The sequence below is a fragment of the Achromobacter sp. genome (assembly GCF_032102605.1).
GTDB lineage: Bacteria > Pseudomonadota > Gammaproteobacteria > Burkholderiales > Burkholderiaceae_B > Achromobacter.
The window spans coordinates 97,356-115,675 of record NZ_DAMDGT010000017.1 but is presented as its reverse complement, the minus strand read 5'-3'; the positions used below and the strand labels follow the sequence as shown (position 1 = coordinate 115,675).

Below are 18,320 nucleotides of genomic sequence, written 5' to 3'. Positions count from 1 at the left end.
GGCGCGGGGATAACAACTTTTAAAACGCCTCGCCCACAAAAATACGGACAGGCTCACGGCGCGCGTTCTGACCGAGGCGACAGTTGGTCGGTGTCTGACACCCGTCGACACGGGCGTCGATTTGAAGCGTGTCGCAGGTAGGTGTAAGACACCTGCTGAGCGGCTGAGCACACAAAAACGCATCTGGTCGGCGTCAGACACCTGCCGAGCGGCCAAGCACACAAAAAACGCATCCACACTCGCAGCGTCATCACAACGACGCAAGACGTCGCGTAAGCCCCCGGCCCGCCGCCCGCGCGGCAGGCCGGGGGCGGGCCCCGCAAGACCTTCCTCTACTTTCCCACGGTTGGCGAGAAGCTCAAGAACTACACTCGTCCCGGCGATCATAAAGCTGAAACCGCAAGAGCCTGGCGTGGCGTGGGCCTGGGGTGGGCGAGGCGTGTAGATGCGCCCGAGGGAAACCGTAGGGAGCCGAAGGCGGACAAGGTTGAGGACGGGGCAGTCCGGAGCGAAGGCTCCGGACCGCAATCGTAGCCCCGCCTACCCCAGGCCCGCGCCGCGCCGGGCGTCTCAAGAACTCAGACACCCGCGCTAAGACTCTCAGCCCCGGCATCTTCCAAGGCACCTCCAAAAAACAGCCAACCACTCACTGCCGGTGATAAACCTCGCTGCCTTTCCGCACGAACTCCACCGACTTCTCCTGCATTCCCTTCTGCAACGCTTCCTTCTCGCTGACCCCCTGCGCCGCCGCGTAATCCCGCACGTCCTGCGTGATCTTCATGCTGCAGAAATGCGGTCCGCACATCGAGCAGAAATGCGCCACCTTCATCGAATCCTTCGGCAAGGTTTCGTCGTGGAATTCCTTGGCCGTGTCCGGGTCCAGGCCCAGGTTGAACTGGTCGTCCCAGCGGAACTCGAAGCGCGCCTTGGATAGCGCGTTGTCGCGGATCGCCGCGCCCGGATGGCCCTTGGCCAGGTCCGCCGCGTGCGCCGCGATCTTGTACGTGATGATGCCGTCCTTCACGTCCTTCTTGTTCGGCAGGCCCAGGTGCTCCTTCGGCGTCACGTAGCAGAGCATCGCCGTGCCGTACCACCCGATCAGCGCCGCGCCGATGCCCGACGTGATGTGGTCGTAGCCGGGGGCGATGTCGGTCGTCAGGGGCCCCAGCGTGTAGAACGGCGCCTCGTGGCAGTGTTCCAGCTGAAGCTCCATGTTCTCCTTGATCATCTGCATCGGCACGTGGCCCGGGCCTTCGATCATCACCTGCACATCGTGCTTCCACGCCACCTGCGTCAATTCGCCCAGCGTCTTCAGCTCGGCGAATTGCGCCTCGTCGTTGGCGTCGTAGCCAGAGCCCGGCCGCAAGCCGTCGCCCAGCGAGAAGCTGACGTCGTACGCCTTCATGATTTCGCAGATCTCGTCGAAGCGCTCGTACAGGAAGCTTTCCTTGTGGTGCGCCAGGCACCACTTCGCCATGATCGAGCCGCCGCGCGACACGATCCCGGTCATGCGGTCGGCCGTCATGGGAATGAAGGGCAGGCGCACGCCCGCGTGGATCGTGAAATAGTCCACGCCTTGCTCCGCCTGCTCGATCAGCGTGTCGCGGAAGATCTCCCAGGTCAGGTCCTCGGCCTTGCCGTCCACCTTCTCCAGCGCCTGGTAGATCGGCACCGTGCCGATCGGCACGGGCGAATTGCGGATGATCCACTCGCGGGTCTCGTGGATGTGCTTGCCCGTGGACAGATCCATCACCGTGTCACCGCCCCAGCGGATCGCCCACGTCATCTTTTCCACTTCCTCGCCGATGCCCGAGCTGACCGCGGAATTGCCGATGTTGGCGTTGATCTTCACCAGGAAATTGCGGCCGATCGCCATCGGCTCCACTTCCGGGTGGTTGATGTTGGCCGGGATGATCGCGCGGCCGCGCGCGATCTCGTCGCGAACGAATTCCGGCGTGATGGCCGCGGGAATGGACGCGCCGAACGACTGGCCCGGATGCTGGCGCAGCAGGCGCTTGACCATCTTTTCGCCGTCCGGTCCGCTGTCGCGCAGCGTCTGCAGGTAGTGTTCGCGGCGCAGGCTCTCGCGGATCGCCACGTATTCCATTTCCGGCGTGATGATGCCGCGGCGCGCGTAATGCATCTGCGAGACGTTCGCGCCGGGCTTTGCTCGGCGCGGCGGGCGCTGCAGGTCGAAGCGCATGACCGTCAGCTTCGGATCGGTCAGGCGCTCCTTGCCGTAATCGCTGGTGGGGCCCGACAGCACTTCCGTGTCGCCGCGCTCTTCGATCCACGCGCGGCGCAGTTCGGGCAGGCCGCGGCGAATGTCGATCTTGGCATCGGGGTCGGTGTACGGGCCGCTACAGTCATACACGGTCAGCGGCGGGTTCTTTTCGCCGCCGAACATCGTGGGCGTGTCGTCCTGCTCGATCTCGCGGAACGGCACGCGGATGTCGGGACGCGAGCCGACTTCATACACGCGGCGGGATTTGGGCAGCGGTGCGACGGCCGCCGCGTCGACTTCGGCGGTGGCGGCCAGGAATTTGGGATTGGCGTTCATGGAAAGCTCCAAGCGAGTGATTGGAGCCGATCGGGATGGACTCCCGCCAGGCGTGCACGGACGCGTGGCGGGAATACGCTCCCAGCATCGGCATTATCCGTACTGGTACGAAGGGACTCTCTCAACACGTCGTCGCCTGGAAGGCGGGACGAGTACCCCTGCGCGAACGCGAAGTATAAAGCGAAGATGACGCCGCGCGTCCATGAATCGATCTCCGCCGCGCCAGCGCGCAAGAACGCCCGGCGCGACGCCTGTGCACGCAGGGCTGTATTACAGCTTTACATTTGGATTCAGACTAGGCAGACACCGTCATTCAGGTTCGGTACACTTTTTTCCACAAGCCACGTGTACAGTCTTAGAGTCTTACCGTCCGGCATCAGCCCACTTAAGAAGGAAACGAGCATGCAACTGAACTTACGCACATTGGCGCCCGCCCTGGTAGTCGTGACACTGGCGCTAGCGGGTTGCAAGACCGCCCCGACTAAGACGTCCGACGCTGCCACCACGCCGCAAGCCGGCCAGCAAGCCGGTACGCCCGCCGCCGCGTCGCGCGTGGATTTCTACCTGGCCAAGCGCGAACCCGGCCCCGGCCTGCGTGAAGTGGCCTTGCCCGACGGCAAGCTCTATCTGCAGGAAACGCCCGTGCTGACGCGCGCCGACCTGACCGACGCCGCCGCGCTGGTGGATCGCCAAGGCCAGAATTTCGTTGGCCTGCGCTTCTCCGAAGCCGGCACCCGCAAGCTGACCACGGTCAGCACCGCCAACGTCGGCAGCGTGCTGGCTCTGGTGATCGATCAGGAACTCGTGGCCGCGCCGCTCATCGGCGAACCGCTCAACCGCGGCGTGCTGGCGTTCGGCGTGCCGTCCGCCCAGGCCGCCTCCGAGATCGCTGCAAAGATCCGCGGCGACGCCGCCACCCCGCCCGCTGCCGGCGGTGCGCCCGCCCCGGCGCCTGCAGCACGGCCCTGATACGGCCTTCGAAAAAAACCCGGCTCAGTGCATGGCCGGGTTTTTTTTCGCCTGATGGTTCGGAGTCGGACTGCGGCAGGTTGCAGGATCGCATGCTCGCCAAGCCGGGCATATTTGTCCGCTTTGGTCGCGTCACAAGCGCGCGGGCCCCCCCGAACCTTATGAGTCGTGATCAGCCGGGCTTGCGGCCGCGCGACTTGGCGCCGCGGCGAAGCAATGTGGTTTCGATGAAGGTCTGCGCCAGCGCCTCGAGCATCGCGCGCTCTTCAGGCGTCAACGATTCGAAGTGCGAGGGCGAAATGTTCGGGAAGGGCCACGGCGCCATCGGGCGCGGTCGGCCGCCGGGACGCGGAGCGGATTCGGCAACGCCCGAAACCGGCAGCGTATTGCTCAGGTCATAGCCTTCCAGAGGAAGCTCCATGGGCCCCTTGCCGGTTTCAAGCCATTCGACCTCGATCTTCAAGACCTGGGCCAGCTTGCGTGCGGAACGGCTGGAATGCCGCAAACCACTTTCGTAGCTGCCGATAGCACTTTGCGAGATCCGAACCAGACGGGCGAGCGCCTTCTGCGTGTGGCCACGTAAAAGGCGCGCGTGCTTCAGTCGGTCTGAGAATGTTTTCACAAGGCGATTGAAGCTTGCTGATCTGTCACTTTGGTGGCTATAAACATTACTTAGGTGATAACTGGCAAAGGCATTTACATGCAGGAGCGCGGGCGCGTATTCGTCGTGCAATCAGACGACATGGGTGGCAAGGACTTCGCCGCGGCGCTGCGCCAGTACCAATGGGACGTTCGCGCTTTCGGCACGTTGGCGGGTTTGCTTGAACAATTGCCGGTTCAGGCCGCAGACGTTCTGGTGCTGCGCGGGGCTCACGCCAGCGTTCCGGCGCTTCTTGCCCGGCTGCGGTACGCCGCAGTCGGCGCAGCCCTGGTCTGGCAACCTTGGGCGGCCACCGCCGCCGAGCGGGCCGCAGCTCTGGATGCCGGCGTCGACGCATGCGCGCCGGCTGGCATGGAACTCCTGGAATGGGATGCGCTGTTGCGCAGCCTGTGCCGGCGCGCGCGCGGCGACGCGGGCTCGTGGCGCGTCATGCCGCCCGGTCGCACGTTGGCGGGCCCCGACGGAGAGCGCCTGCCCCTTACCCTGCGCGAGCGCGCGTTCTTCGAGCGGCTATTCAATGCGCCCGGCCATTGCCTGCACCGAGAACGCTTTTTTCCCGCCGAATCACCTGATGCGGTGGACAGCGCGCGGCGGGTGGATGTGGTCGTGTCGCGGCTGCGCAGCAAGGCGCGTCGCTTGAATATCGAACTTCCGCTGCTTGCGGTGCGAGGGTGGGGCTATATCCTGTTGCCCCACGGCGTAACCAGGACGCCGCCCGTGGCGGATCCCTCTTAAAGCACCACCAGATTGTCCCGGTGCATGAGCTCGGGCTCGGTCATGCTGCCCAGGATGCGCGCGATTTGCGACGATGGCTGGCGCAGGATGCGGCGCGTGTCCGCCGACGAATAATTGATCAGGCCTCGGGCCCATTCGTGGCCCGTGCTGTCCACGCAGGCCACGACGTCGCCGCGGCCGAATTCGCCTTCCACTTCGGTTACCCCGATCGGCAGCAGGCTCTTGCCTTCGCGCAGCAGCGCCTGCACCGCGCCGTCATCCAGCACGACGCGTCCGCGCAACCGCAGGTGGTCGGCCATCCATTGCTTGCGCGCCGACCACACGGGCAGAACGGCACGCAGTTCGCTGCCGATACACTCGCCCTGTGCCAGGCGGGTCAACACGTTGCGTTCACGTCCCGACGCAATGACGGTATGCGCGCCGCTGTGCGCTGCACGCTTGGCGGCCAGCACCTTGGTCAGCATGCCGCCGGTGCCGATACCGCTGCCGGCGCCGCCCGCCATGGCTTCCAGCGCCGGATCTCCAGCCTGGGCATGCGACATGAACCTCGCCTGCGGATTCTTGCGCGGATCGGAATCGTACAAGCCGCGCTGGTCGGTCAGGATGACCAGCGTGTCGGCTTCGATCAGGTTGGTGACCAGCGCGCCCAGCGTGTCGTTGTCGCCCAGGCGGATTTCGTCGGTGACCACCGTGTCGTTTTCGTTCACGATCGGCACGACGCCCAGCCGCAGCAGTGCGAACAGGGTGCTGCGCGCGTTCAGGTAGCGGTGGCGGTCAGCCAGGTCTTCGTGCGTCAGCAGGATCTGCGCGGTGCGCAATCCGTGCTCGGCGAACGCCGCTTCGTAAGCCTGGCAAAGTCCCATCTGGCCCACGGCCGCCGCGGCCTGCAGTTCGTGCATGACGGACGGGCGCTTGCGCCAGCCCAGCCGCGCCATGCCTTCCGCGATGGCGCCGCTGGAAACCAGCACGATCTGCTTGCCCTGCTTGTGCAGCGTGGCGATCTGCGAGGCCCAATGTGCGACCGCCGCGCGGTCCAGGCCTCGGCCTTCGTTGGTGACCAGCGATGAGCCGACTTTGGCGACGATGCGCTGGGCGTTGGTGACGACGGAAACGGCGGGTGATTCAGCGGACATGATGGCAGCCGGCTGCGGCGAATGAAGGCGTAATCGTAAGGACTGCGATTATGGCTTATTCGTCGCCGCCACGCGCCGCGGCGGGCTTGTCCGCGTCGGAACGCTTGTCGTCGAAGCGGGGGTCCGGCGCGACGTAGCTGCCGTCGGCCTGATCCTGCGCCAGTTGTTCCTTTTCGCGCTCGGCGTCCAGGTAGTCCTGCAGCGCGTAGATCAGGTCTTGCGTGCCTTCGCCGGACAGGCCGGAAATGCCGAACACCGGGCCCTTCCAGTCGTACAGCTCGATGAAGCGGCGCTTGGTGTCTTCGGGATCCGGCACCATGTCCAGCTTGTTCAGGATCAGCCAGCGCGGCTTGGCGGCCAGGTCGGGATCATAGCGGCGCAGTTCCTCGACAATGGCGCGCGCGTCGGTCACGGCCTGCTCGACGGGATCGGCATCCGGATCCGGCGTGGAGACGTCGACCAGGTGCAGCAGCACGCGCGTGCGCGCAAGATGGCGCAGGAACAGGTGGCCGAGGCCCGCGCCTTCGGAGGCGCCTTCGATCAGGCCGGGAATGTCGGCCACGACGAAGCTGCGCGACGGCGACGTGCGCACCACGCCCAGGTTGGGATGCAGCGTGGTGAACGGGTAGTCGGCGATCTTCGGCTTTGCGTTTGAAATGCGGGTAATCAGCGTGGATTTGCCGGCGTTGGGCAGGCCCAGCAGGCCTACGTCCGCCAGCACCTTCAGTTCCATGCGCAGGTAGCGGTGTTCGCCTTCCTTGCCGGGCGTCCATTGCTTGGGCGCGCGGTTCACGCTGGATTTGAAGTGGATGTTGCCCATGCCGCCCTGGCCGCCAGCGGCCAGCACGACCTTCTGTTCATGCGTGTTCAGGTCGAACAGGACTTCGCCGGTGTCGGCGTCATGGATGATCGTGCCTACGGGCACGCGCAGGGTGATGTCGGGAGCGGCTGCGCCGTACTGGTCCGAGCCGCGGCCGTTTTCGCCGTTCTTGGCGCGGTGCAGGCGCGCGTAGCGGAAGTCGATCAGCGTGTTGATGTTGCGATCGGCCACTGCGTAGATGGTGCCGCCGCGGCCGCCGTCGCCGCCGTCCGGTCCGCCCCGGGGAATGAATTTTTCGCGGCGAAAGCTCGCCACGCCATTGCCGCCTTTGCCGGCGACCACTTCAATGGTGGCTTCGTCTACGAATTTCATGGTGTATGCGCGTGTAGTAGGTGAGGGCGGGCGCAGGGAATCGCGACCCGCCGGGAGGCAAATGAGAGCTTACTCGTCAAATGCCTTCAAACAAAAAAGCCCTGCCGCACGCGACAGGGCTTTTGCCGTTAGGAGACGCGATGACTCGCGTTCCTGACCGTATTTGTCCGCGAACAAACCGTTCGCGGCCTTGCTATCCGATTACTCGGCAGCGACGATCGAGACGGTCTGCTTGTTCAATGCGCCCTTGAAGCCGAATTGAACCTTGCCGTCGATCAGCGCGAACAGGGTGTGGTCCTTGCCCATGCCGACGTTCACGCCAGCGTGGAAGCGAGTGCCGCGCTGACGCACGATGATCGAACCAGCGGGAATCAATTCGCCGCCGAATGCCTTGACGCCCAGACGCTTCGATTCTGAGTCGCGTCCGTTCCGCGTAGAGCCGCCGCCCTTTTTCTGTGCCATGTTTAGCTCCTGCTAAGTGGTACCGAGTCGCTTCTTAAGCCGTGATGGCTTCGATGCGGATTTCGGTGTAGTTCTGACGGTGGCCCTGACGCTTCTGATAGTGCTTGCGACGGCGCATCTTGAAGATCTTGACCTTGTCGTGGCGGCCTTGCGCAAGAACCGTTGCCTTGACCACGGCGCCGGAGACGAGGGGCGTGCCAACTTTCAGTTGGTCGCCTTCGCCCACGGACAGCACTTGGTCCAGGGTGATTTCTTGCCCAATGTCAGCCGGTATCTGTTCTATCTTGAGTTTTTCGCCAGCGGCAACGCGATACTGCTTGCCACCGGTTTTTACGACCGCGTACATGGGGTGTTCCTTAAATAGGTAAATGGGTTCGTCCATGCTGCCTGCCCTGCTGGGCAAGATTGCCGACTTGGCCGACAGCCCGGAAATCCCGGGCTATCCTGCGGCCCTGCTGGAGTGACCAACTGGGGTTGCTCAGATGGGACCAATACCCAATACCTGAGCGTGCAAGACGGTTTGCATGAACAACCGACGTAATTCGGGCATTGCTGACCGAATCCGGGATATTAGCCTGGGACTTCCGGAAAGTCAAAAAGGTGTTGCAGGCTAAGGGCTTAGGTGTGGCGCGCAGGCTTCAAGCGCCCGGAATCACCCGCAGCGCGATGTCGCGCGCCACGCGCCGGATGCCTTCCATTGCCTCGAGCCGGTGGGCGTCGTCCAGGCGGTCGGTGGGTATCGACGTGCTGACGGCGACGCGCTTTCCCAGCGGCGTGACGCCCACATAGGCCGCATAGCAGACCAGGCCGGTGGCGACTTCCTCCAGGTCCTGGGCAAGTCCTGCCTGCCGCGCGGCGTCCAGTTCCCGGTGCAGGATGGCGGTGTCGGTGATCGTGCGGTCCGTGACGCGGGGCAGGGTGTCGGGCAGGCGCGCCGCGAGCTCGTCGGCAGGCAGGCTGGCCAGCAGAGCCTTGCCCAGCGCGCAAGCGTGGGCGGGCAGCCTGAGGCCAAGGTCCGACACCAGGCGGACGGGGCGGCGCGCATCTTCCCGCGCAAGGTAGATCACGTCGAAGCCGTCCAGCGCGGCCAGTTGCACGACCTCGTTGCTGCGCGCCACGAAGGCGCCGGCCGCCTGTTGAAAGGCGGCTTGCAGCCCGTCGTGACGCAGATACGCGGAGCCCAGCGCCAGCAATTCCAGCCCGATGATGTAGCCGCCGTCCTGTCGGTCGATCCAGCGGCGCTGTTCCAGGCAATCCAGCAGGAGGTACAGCGTGCTCTTGGGCAACCCGCAGGCTTCGACAAGCTCGGCCGCCTTGACGGGGCTTCGGCGGCTGGCAAGCACGCGCAGGATGTCATGCGCGCGCCGGATGGCGGGTACATCGTAATCACGGGGCATGGCGTCGTGTCCAACCTATTGGACTGAAATTCATGATGTTGGACATCATAAATGAAGTCTCCTAGACTGCCTTGCACACGAGGCGACGCCGTTCGCACGCCGATTCCAGGGCCGCTAAAGCGAGAAGAACATGAACGAAGACATTTTTTTGCCTGCCGATCTGCCGCAGGCGTTGCTGGTAGGCAGGGTCTGGCGCCCGGGCCCGAACGCCGGTCCCAGCGTGGTCGTCGTTCGCGACGGCCAGGTCGTGGACCTGACTGCCGTTGCGCCCACCGTGGCCGATCTGCTGGATCACCCCGACCGCGTGGCGCTGGCGCGCGAAGCCAAAGGCGAATCGTTGGGCGACGCGCGGGCGTTGATGGCCGCCACATTGCAGGGCGCGGCCGGGCCGCGGCTCCTGGCGCCGTGCGATCTCCAGCCGGTAAAGGCTGCAGGCGTCACCTTTGCCATCAGCCTGCTGGAGCGCCTGATCGAGGAAGACGCCGGCGGCGACGCGACGCGCGCGCAGGAAATTCGCGTGCGCATGCAGGCGCTGATCGGTTCCGACCTGTCGCGGCTGCGTCCCGGATCGCCGGAGGCGGTCCGCCTGAAGGCGGAACTGGTCGAGCGCGGCCAGTGGTCCCAGTACCTGGAGGTGGGCATCGGCCCGGATGCTGAAGTCTTTTCCAAGGCGCCGCCCATGGCCTCGGTGGGATTCGGCGCCCAGATCGGCGTGCTGCCCGAGTCCCAGTGGAACAACCCCGAGCCCGAGATCGTGCTGGCCGTCGACAGCCGGGCCGAAGTGGTGGGCGCCACGCTGGGCAACGACGTGAACCTGCGCGATATCGAAGGACGCAGCGCGCTGCTGCTGACCAAGGCCAAGGACAACAATGGTTCGTGCGCGATCGGGCCGTTCATCCGGCTGTTCGACGGCAATTTCACCCTGGACGATGTGCGCCACGCGGACGTGTCGCTACGGATCGAAGGGGCCGATGGCTTCGAACTGGATGGCGTAAGCCACATGCGCGAAATCAGCCGGGACCCCCTGGATCTGGTGCGCCAGACCTGCGGTGCGCACCATCAGTATCCGGATGGCTTCATGCTGTTCCTGGGCACGATGTTCTCTCCCTCCAAGGACCGCAAAGGTCCAGGCACCGGCTTCACGCATGTGCCGGGCGACCGCGTCGTCATCGCCTCGGAGCGGCTGGGCGCGCTGGTCAATGACGTGCAGTTGTGCACGGAGATTCCTCCCTGGACCATCGGCGTGCGGGCGCTGTACGCCAACCTGGCGGCGCGCGGCCTCCTGTCTCGCGAGCGCTGATCCGGCCGGTGGATCCGACCCGTGCAGGGCGCCGGACCGCGGGCCTCGCCGCTTGCGGCGGCCGCGCCCGGAATTCCCGCGCACTCCCCGTATAATCCGTGGTCGAATCCCCCCGCCGACCGCTGGCGGGCCCAGCGGTATGAGCCGTCACGCGGCTCGCTTCACACTTGTCGGATACGTCTTGAATCTCCCCGCGCTCATTGCCCCCATTGCTGACGATATGAAAGCCGTCGATGCGGTTATCCGCGAGCGGCTGAATTCCGATGTTGTCCTGATCCGCACGATCGGCGACTACATCATTGGGGCGGGCGGCAAGCGCATGCGGCCAGCCATGGTGCTGATGGTGGCGCGCGCCCTGGGATACGAGGGCACGCATCATCAGCTGCTGGCCGCCGTGGTGGAATTCATCCACACCGCCACCCTGCTGCACGACGACGTCGTGGATGAATCCGACCTGCGCCGCGGCCGCGAGACGGCCAACGCCGTGTTCGGCAACGCCGCCAGCGTGCTGGTGGGCGACTACCTGTATTCCCGCTCGTTCGAGATGATGGTCGAGGCCGACTCGATGCGCATCATGAGCATCCTGTCCGAAGCCACCACGGTGATCGCCGAGGGCGAAGTGCTGCAGCTCTTGAACGTGCACGACCCGGACGTCTCGCAAGAGCGCTACCTTCAGGTGGTGCGCTACAAGACGGCCAAGCTGTTCGAGGCAGCCGCGCAGGTGGGCGCCGTGCTGGCGGGCGCCACGCCCGAGCAGGAAGCCGCCGCCGCCGCCTACGGCCGCCATGTGGGCACCGCGTTCCAGCTGGTCGACGACGTGCTGGACTACAGCGGCGACGCCGCTGCCCTGGGCAAGAACGTGGGCGACGACCTGCGCGAGGGCAAGCCGACGCTGCCCCTGATCCGTGTGATGGAAGTGGGCACGCCCGAGCAGCAGCAATTGATCCGCGACGCCATCAAGACGGGCGACGCCGACTTTGCCGCCGTGGCCGCCGCCATCCAGGCCACCGACGCCCTGGAGCACGCCCGCCAGGCCGCCGTGGCCGAGGCCGAACTGGCCCGCCAGGCACTTTCGATCTACCCCATTTCCCCTTTTCAAAATTCTCTGTTAGAATTCTGCGCTTTCGCGGTGAATAGAGATCGCTGACCTGAAAGGGCCAAGCGAGAAGTCTTCAAGAAGCTCTTTTCACAACGCCAAACCAACGCCAAACGCCAGCCTGAGCCGTCAGACCTGGTGGGCCGCGGAAGGTAGCAAGTATCTGGTAGCACTGAGCGCCGCTAGATAAGTAGTAAAGATCGGGGCGTAGCTCAGCCTGGTAGAGTACTGCGTTCGGGACGCAGGAGTCGGAGGTTCGAATCCTCTCGCCCCGACCACTTCATGTGGTCGAATTCATGAAGGTGTTTCCCGACACCTTTGGCTGAAAGCCGGTATCGCGCAAGCGTGCCGGCTTTTTTGCATTTGGACTTTGTTCCACGCAATGTGGCGCGCAGCTGCGTGCTACGCCTATTCAAATCCGCGCCGCCGTTTGCCCCGGTCGCCCCGGGTGCTTGATTAGCCGCTGAAATCCCGCTTTATGCAGCGATGCGGCGGAGTGCGAGCCGCTGATTATGAAAAAACACACCATTTCCCCGAGAAAACTTCATATTGCCTTGTGCAATTAATAAATAATCTGGTGAAATGCGGTAAGTGTTTTTCAGTTTGGTTAATGCAGACCAACAAAAACGACTTTTTATATTTGTTAACAATCGCACCGATCCGCATGTTGCGATTTGTGTAATGAATGTAATTCTTTGAGGGATTTCCCGGGTTTATTACGGGCATTTCTGATTTATTTCCACAGCAACAAAAACCTTTAGAAAAAAGTTTGCTGTTCAGCCCCTCTACGATGCCCTGGCTCGCTTCCCGACATAGTTAATCGGCGGCGAGCCGAAATTCATTTTTAGCTATATGTCCGCCCGTATACGGCATATGTATTTCGGCTTCATGTCGATTTACTTGCCTGCGGGTGTCGATTTCTAGTGTCTGCGACACGACGAAAACAGTGAGGTCCCCCCGTGGTAAAGAGAATCGCAGTGTGTGGCCTTGGATATGTCGGCCTTCCCGTGGCCGTGGCATTTTCCAGGCGCTTTGATGTCATCGGTTTTGATGTGGACAAGCGGAGAATCGCACGGCTGAAAGAGGGTGATGACTGGACTGGAGAGATCGAGCGCGACGTATTGCTTGCATCACCCATGCAATTCACCGACCAGTTGTCGGAACTGGAAGGATGCGATTTCTTCGTGGTGGCCGTTCCGACGCCCGTCGACGAAAAGAACAATCCCGATTTCTCCCTGCTGGTCCGGGCATGCGAGGCGATCGGCCCCGTGCTGCGCCCGGGATGCATCGTGGTGTTCGAATCGACCGTCCACCCCGGCGCCACGGAAGAAATCTGCGGTCCCGAGCTGGAAAAGTCGTCCGGTCTGCGCTGCGGCGTCGACTTCAAGCTGGGCTACAGCCCGGAACGGATCAACCCGGGCGACCGTGAGCATCCGCTCGAGAAGATCGTGAAGATCGTTTCCGGCCAGGACGAGCAATCGCTGGAAGTCATCGCGGGCGTCTACGAACAGATCATCGACGCCGGCGTGCATCGCGCATCGTCGATCAAGGTGGCCGAAGCCGCGAAAGTGCTGGAGAACACCCAGCGCGACATCAACATCGCCCTGATGAACGAGATGTCGAAGATCTGCGATCTGGTCGGCATCCGCACGTCGGAAGTCCTGGCGGCCGCGGGCACCAAGTGGAACTTCCTGAAGTTCACGCCCGGCCTGGTCGGCGGCCATTGCATCGGCGTCGACCCCTACTACCTGACGTCCAAGGCCCAGGAACTGGGCTATCACCCCGAAGTCATCCTGTCCGGCCGCCGCATCAACGACGGCATGGCCGCGCACGTTGCATCGCGCCTGGTGCAGCAGCTTGCCCGCAACGGTCGCCTGAACGCCTCGACCCGCGTCGGCATCCTTGGCATGACGTTCAAGGAAAACGTTCCCGACATCCGCAATTCCAAGATCGTCGATCTGTACAACGCCCTCGGCCAATACGGCATCACCCCGGTTGCGTGCGACCCGATGGTCGATCCGGAGCAGATGGAACACGAGTACGGCATCAAGCTCGTCGACCGCGACCAGTTCCGCGACATGGATGTGCTGATCCTGGCGGTGCCCCACCGCGAAACCATGGACTCCATCTGGCAAGACCTGCCCCAGCTCGTCAAGAGCGGCGGCATGGTGTGCGACTTGAAGTCCGTACTGGATACCAAACGGCTTCCCGCCGACCTCTTGTACTGGACTCTCTGAGTTCAGGCTGGATATCCACTACGACAGGAGAGACCCTGAATGACCGCTTTCACCATTGCTCCCATCGGAACCTGCCGCATCCATACGCCGCTGCGTGATGCCGTGGGCCGCTACCCGATCAAACTCCAACTCGGCCGCAACTACGGTTTCGTGCACACGGCGGCCGAAGCGCTGCAACAGGCGCGTTTCCTGTTCGGCCAGGCCGACATTCCCGCCGACGTCCAGCGCCTGGTTTTCCGCCCCTCGAATGGCGAACAGGCTCGCCGCGGCACGCACAAGCCGGCCGACATGTACATGGTCGAGCTGTCCTCGCGCAAGCTGCTGACCATCGACGGTCATCCCATCCAGTCCAACTACCTGGGCCGCTACTTCAGCGAGTTCTTCGCGGATCGCGCCCGTACTCGCGCGTTCTGGTCCATGGCCTCCGCCGAGCGGCTCGCCGAGCGCCGCGCGGCGCTGGACCAGGATCCGGTTTTCAAGAGCCTCAATACCGAGGATCGTGACCTGCTGGCCCGCATCGTGAAGCGCGATCAGACGGACGAAGAGATCGAGCAGGAAATGCGCCAGCTCGTCGAACTGCTGGGCCGCGACAAGGTGGTGTTCGTCACTCACGTCAACGCCATGACGCCGGACAACGTGCCGATCGAGCAACGGCAGCAATTGATCGCCGCCGTGGCCGCCGCCGCCCAGCGCATCGGCGTGCCGTGCTACGACCCGACGCCCCTCATGAACAAGATCGGGCAGGCTGAAGCGATGGAGGACGGCGGGCTCGACCTGACGCACTACACCTCGGTCTTCGCCGAGCGCCTGTATACCGACTGGTACAAGAATTTCATGCGTCCGCGCATGGGCGCATCCACCCCGCAACCCAGCGCGCCCAAGCTGGGCGCCGAGGACAGCGCCGAGCGCATCGAAAAGCTCTGGGAGTCCGGCGATCTGCGCGAAGCGTCGCGCCGCGTGCGCGACGTGCTGCGCCGCTACCCCGGCCTGCCTGATCACGTGCTGCTGTTTGCACGCATCCAGGAAGAGCTGGGCGACTACGAAGGTTCTCTGGCGCTGCTGGGCGGCGTGGACGGCGCCCTGGCGTCGGGCAGCAGGGCCGAGCAGATCCTGATGCGCAACCAGTTCAAGACGGGCCGCCATGACGTGGCCTACTCGCTGGCGGCCAGCCTGCTGGGCGACGAGATCGAAACACCCGAAATCGTTCGTATCGCAGCGGTCTCCGCTGGCCACCTGGGCTACGTGGACGAGAGCCTGGGCAACTGGAAGCAGTTGTTCCGCATTTCCTCGCCGCAGGATGCGACGGCGCTGGAAGCGGCCGACACGGTCCTGTCGCTGCTGCAGACCTCCGGCGACATGGAAGGCGCGATCCGCTGGGTCCATGAGGTCCGCGCGGCGCTGCCCAACTACGGCCGCGGCTTTGCCATGCTGTGGCGCGATCGGCTGCTGGCCGGCGACCGCGACGCGCTGCGCGACCTGGCGGGCGAGCAGCCCGCGCTGGAAGACGGCGACGCCCTGGAACTGGTCAAGGAAGCCTCGTGGCGCGGTTGCATCATGGTCGCGGCGACGCTGGCCGTGTCTTGCGGCCTGGTCAAGAGCCAGCAGGAAGACGTCGTCGCATGGCTGCAGTCGCAGTCGGCGACCTGGGCCGAGGAAGGCAATCGCGCGTTGGAGGAAGGACGCCTGCGCGACGCCGCCGAACGCATCTGCGCCCACCGTCTGCTGAATCCTGATGCGCTGGCCGGTGCCCGAGCCCAGCGTGCCTTCGAGCGCGCGATGCGCCTGGGCGTGCGAGCCGCACTGGTGGCGGGCAATCACAAGGAAGTGATCGACCTGACCAACCTGGCGCTGGACACGAACGTCGACTTCCCCGAACTGCATGCCATGCGCGGCCGCGCCGCCGATGCGCTGGGGGACAAGAAGACCGCGATGCGCCATCTGGAGCAGGCCGCGGCCGGCGAAGCCGCGCCGTTCAACACCAAGCTTCACTTTGCGCGTGTGGCGTTCAACGGCGGCTGGTTTGGCGAAGCCATCGACGCATACAAGAACGTGCTTGCCCATCCGTCCGCCGATCAAAGCGCCCGCGACGAAGCCGAACGCCAGCTTGGCCGGTTGGGACCGCGTGCGATCCGCGGCGCCCGCCAGATCCTGTCGCAGGGCGACCACCAGGCCGCCTGGAACCTGCTGGACCGCGTTGCGCAATCGTGGCCCGGCATGCCGGAAGTGGATCACGAAAAGCGTCGCATCCTGGCCTATCTGTACGCCGAAGCCCGCACGCTGGATTCGTCGAGCACGACCGAACGCCTGGCCTTGGGCGAACGCATCGTGGCCCTGGTGCCGGATGATCCCATCGGCCTGCGCCTGGCTGCCGTCGGCGCCATGCGCCTGCACCGTTTCGAACTGGCTCTGCCGTACTGGAAGAAGCTGCAGGAGCGTTCCGAGAATCCGGCGCAGTTCGACCATTACATCGAGCGCTGCCAAGTGTGGATCGAGAAGATCAACCGGAGAAAGGCAGCATGAATCCTCCACTGATTACCGAGCGAGCGGACGCCGCGTCCGATCTTCAACAGGTTCAAGCGCAGTTGGAGGAAATCGTCGCCGCGTCGGGACGGGTGCAAGTCGCACAGGAAAACCTGGCCCGAGCAAAGGTGCTGGCGCGGGATCACATGGAGGATTCGAAGGTCCGCTTCCTTCTGCTTCGATTGCAGGAGTCGGCGGGCCTGAACGAGGGCATGGCCGAGCAATGGGCGACCTTGCTGGAGGAATGCCCGGACGATCTGCAGATCGTGCGATTTTGCGCGACCCGCCTGGTGAAGGAGCGGCATCTGGACGAGGCGTTGGCGCTGGTGGACAGGCATCTGCCCGCGTCGGCGACCAACCCCGACCGGCTTTTTTCGCGGGCAAAGCTGCTTAGCGACATCCGTGCGCACGATCAGTCCGACGCATTGTTCCGTCGGCTGATCACGCAGTACACGGATCGCAACATGCGCGTCGAATTCGCCAAGCGGCTGCGCAAGCGCGGCCTGCTGGCCGACGCGTTCGACGCGATCGCGCCGGTGGCCAAGCATCTGGCGCCCGGCAGCAAGGCGGCCGAACTCGCGGAGGGGCTGGCAAGCGACTACGCGTTCTATCAGCGCTTCGAGTCCGAAGAGGCGCTGGCGGGCAAGGACGTGCGGATCGTGTCGATGAAGCATGCGATCCTGCATTTTCGCAACCGCAAGATCGCCGAACACACGGCGGACAAGCCGGTTTCCGTGGCGCTTGTCACGGGAAGCCTGGGGCCCGGCGGCGCCGAACGGCAGCTGACGCGCCTGGCCGGCGAACTGACCCGCCTGGCCGAGTCGCCCGAGCATCAGCCTCCCGACATCGTCATGCGGCCCAAGAAGGTCGAGGTGATGGTCAAGCAGCACACCGAACCGTCGGGCTCGCCCAAGAAGCAGGACGACTTTTTCCTGCCCGTCCTGGTCAAGGCGCGAATTCCGGTCACGGAAATCAACCGCTTGCCGGCGATCTCGGTGTCTCACCAGTCGGTTCCGGAAGGCAGCCTGAGCCGCCTGCTGGAGCAGTTGCCCCCGCCCGTCCACTACGGCGTGACGCGCCTGGCGCCGGTATTGCGCGCCAACTCGTTCGACGTCGTGAGCCTGTGGCAGGACGGCACGTGCCTGTTCGGCGCGCTGGCCGCGCTGCTGGCTGGCGCTCCGACCATCCATCTGGTGTTCCGCGGGCTGCCGCCCAACATCCGCAAGGATCGCTTCCGCGAAGAGTACCCCGAGCTGTACCAGGCCCTGGCGCTGGTGCCGGGCGTGGTGTTCGTCAGCAACAGCCGCAAGGCCGCCGAGGCGTATTCGGAATGGTTGGGCATCCCGATCATGCGCTTTCACATCCTGTACAACGGCGTTCCCGACCTGGCGACTGACGCGTCGGACGCCGACAAGGAAAAGTGGAAAGCCTTCCAGGAAGCCACGAGCGACGCCACGGAAACCATCGGCGGCGTGTTCCGGCTGGAGCCGGACAAGCGACCGCAGCTGTGGATCAAGCTGGCGGCCCTGTATCTGAAGGATCGGCCACAGGCGCGCTTTGTCATCGTGGGCGATGGACGCTTGCGAGACATCATCGAGGCGCTGGCCGAAGAGCTGAACGTGACCGGAAGGTTATTGCTAGTGGGTCTGTCCAACCATGTCGGCTTCTGGTATTCGCAGATGGACGCCAGCGTGCTGCTGTCTCGCTACGAAGGCTTGCCGAACGTGCTGATCGAAGCACAGTTGCTGGGGGTCCCCGTGATCTCCACGCCGGCAGGCGGCGCAGGCGAGTGCTTCGTCGAGGGCGAGACGGGCCACCTGCTGACCGACGTGGACCACCCGGACATGCACGAGGCGTGCGAAAAGGTGGTGTCGATGGTGGACCGTGTGCGCACCAATCAAGAGCTGAGGGCGCACAGCCGCCAGCGGGCGAAAGAGCTGTTTTCGCTCGATGCGATGCTTACGAAGTTCATGAGCATCTGCATGCCCGCCATGTCCGAGTCCGAGAACGATGAACGCATCGACCTGGCGCCGCGTCGCCTGAAGCAGGCGTGATTCG

General features: G+C 64.3%; 14 protein-coding genes, 1 tRNA gene and 1 riboswitch. Of the genes, 8 read left to right on the top strand and 7 right to left on the bottom strand.

What is annotated here, in order from left to right; genetic code table 11:
- Positions 1 to 646: 646 nt before the first annotated feature.
- Complete coding sequence (gene thiC / locus RT614_RS25865; RefSeq protein WP_313625115.1) at positions 647 to 2,560, bottom strand: phosphomethylpyrimidine synthase ThiC; 1,914 nt, start codon at positions 2,558 to 2,560, stop codon at positions 647 to 649.
- A 62-nt stretch (positions 2,561 to 2,622) separates the two neighbouring features.
- A riboswitch (TPP riboswitch) is annotated at positions 2,623 to 2,730 on the bottom strand.
- 232 nt (positions 2,731 to 2,962) lie between these two features.
- Between thiC and RT614_RS25860 the strand changes: the two genes are divergently transcribed.
- Positions 2,963 to 3,529: a SecDF P1 head subdomain-containing protein gene (locus RT614_RS25860; protein ID WP_313625113.1), complete on the top strand. Its 567-nt coding sequence runs from the start codon at positions 2,963 to 2,965 to the stop codon at positions 3,527 to 3,529.
- A gap of 172 nt (positions 3,530 to 3,701) precedes the next feature.
- Here the strand turns inward: RT614_RS25860 and RT614_RS25855 are convergent, their stop codons facing one another.
- A complete protein-coding gene (locus tag RT614_RS25855; RefSeq protein WP_313625120.1) occupies positions 3,702 to 4,151 on the bottom strand; it encodes a helix-turn-helix transcriptional regulator in 450 nt (149 codons plus the stop codon).
- 105 nt (positions 4,152 to 4,256) lie between these two features.
- Between RT614_RS25855 and RT614_RS25850 the strand changes: the two genes are divergently transcribed.
- Positions 4,257 to 4,925, top strand: a complete 669-nt coding sequence (locus tag RT614_RS25850; RefSeq protein WP_313625112.1) for a helix-turn-helix domain-containing protein — start codon at positions 4,257 to 4,259, stop codon at positions 4,923 to 4,925.
- Here the strand turns inward: RT614_RS25850 and proB are convergent.
- The 5 genes from proB to RT614_RS25825 all read right to left on the bottom strand — a co-directional run bounded on the left by proB (position 4,922) and on the right by RT614_RS25825 (position 9,109).
- On the bottom strand, positions 4,922 to 6,058 hold the full coding sequence (proB, locus tag RT614_RS25845; RefSeq protein ID WP_313625110.1) for a glutamate 5-kinase: 1,137 nt from the start codon (positions 6,056 to 6,058) through the stop codon (positions 4,922 to 4,924). The two genes, RT614_RS25850 and proB, sit on opposite strands and share 4 nt — an antisense overlap.
- 55 nt (positions 6,059 to 6,113) lie before the next feature.
- Positions 6,114 to 7,250: a GTPase ObgE gene (gene obgE, locus RT614_RS25840; protein ID WP_313625108.1), complete on the bottom strand. Its 1,137-nt coding sequence runs from the start codon at positions 7,248 to 7,250 to the stop codon at positions 6,114 to 6,116.
- Positions 7,251 to 7,451: 201 nt separating this feature from the next.
- On the bottom strand, positions 7,452 to 7,712 hold the full coding sequence (gene rpmA, locus RT614_RS25835; RefSeq protein WP_006216229.1) for a 50S ribosomal protein L27: 261 nt from the start codon (positions 7,710 to 7,712) through the stop codon (positions 7,452 to 7,454).
- Positions 7,713 to 7,746: 34 nt separating this feature from the next.
- A complete protein-coding gene (gene rplU / locus RT614_RS25830; RefSeq protein ID WP_006216228.1) occupies positions 7,747 to 8,058 on the bottom strand; it encodes a 50S ribosomal protein L21 in 312 nt (103 codons plus the stop codon).
- 292 nt (positions 8,059 to 8,350) lie between these two features.
- Positions 8,351 to 9,109, bottom strand: a complete 759-nt coding sequence (locus tag RT614_RS25825; RefSeq protein WP_313625107.1) for an IclR family transcriptional regulator — start codon at positions 9,107 to 9,109, stop codon at positions 8,351 to 8,353.
- A 130-nt stretch (positions 9,110 to 9,239) separates the two neighbouring features.
- Here RT614_RS25825 and RT614_RS25820 point away from each other — a divergent pair, with 130 nt between their 5' ends.
- The 6 genes from RT614_RS25820 to RT614_RS25795 all read left to right on the top strand — a co-directional run bounded on the left by RT614_RS25820 (position 9,240) and on the right by RT614_RS25795 (position 18,316).
- Entirely contained in the window at positions 9,240 to 10,409 is a 1,170-nt protein-coding gene (locus RT614_RS25820) for a fumarylacetoacetate hydrolase family protein (RefSeq protein WP_313625106.1), read from the top strand.
- A gap of 181 nt (positions 10,410 to 10,590) precedes the next feature.
- Positions 10,591 to 11,556 (top strand): octaprenyl diphosphate synthase, encoded by a 966-nt coding sequence (ispB, locus tag RT614_RS25815; protein WP_043519112.1) that lies wholly within the window; start codon positions 10,591 to 10,593, stop codon positions 11,554 to 11,556.
- 150 nt (positions 11,557 to 11,706) lie between these two features.
- Positions 11,707 to 11,783 (top strand) — tRNA-Pro (locus tag RT614_RS25810).
- Positions 11,784 to 12,482: 699 nt separating this feature from the next.
- The gene (locus RT614_RS25805) at positions 12,483 to 13,742 is read left to right on the top strand and encodes a nucleotide sugar dehydrogenase (protein ID WP_313625103.1); all 1,260 of its coding nucleotides are present in this window, start codon (positions 12,483 to 12,485) and stop codon (positions 13,740 to 13,742) included.
- A gap of 39 nt (positions 13,743 to 13,781) precedes the next feature.
- Positions 13,782 to 16,262: a hypothetical protein gene (locus RT614_RS25800; protein WP_313625102.1), complete on the top strand. Its 2,481-nt coding sequence runs from the start codon at positions 13,782 to 13,784 to the stop codon at positions 16,260 to 16,262.
- Positions 16,259 to 18,316, top strand: a complete 2,058-nt coding sequence (locus RT614_RS25795; protein ID WP_313625101.1) for a glycosyltransferase — start codon at positions 16,259 to 16,261, stop codon at positions 18,314 to 18,316. Before RT614_RS25800 ends, RT614_RS25795 begins: the two co-directional genes overlap by 4 nt.
- The last annotated feature ends 4 nt before the right edge of the window (positions 18,317 to 18,320 follow it).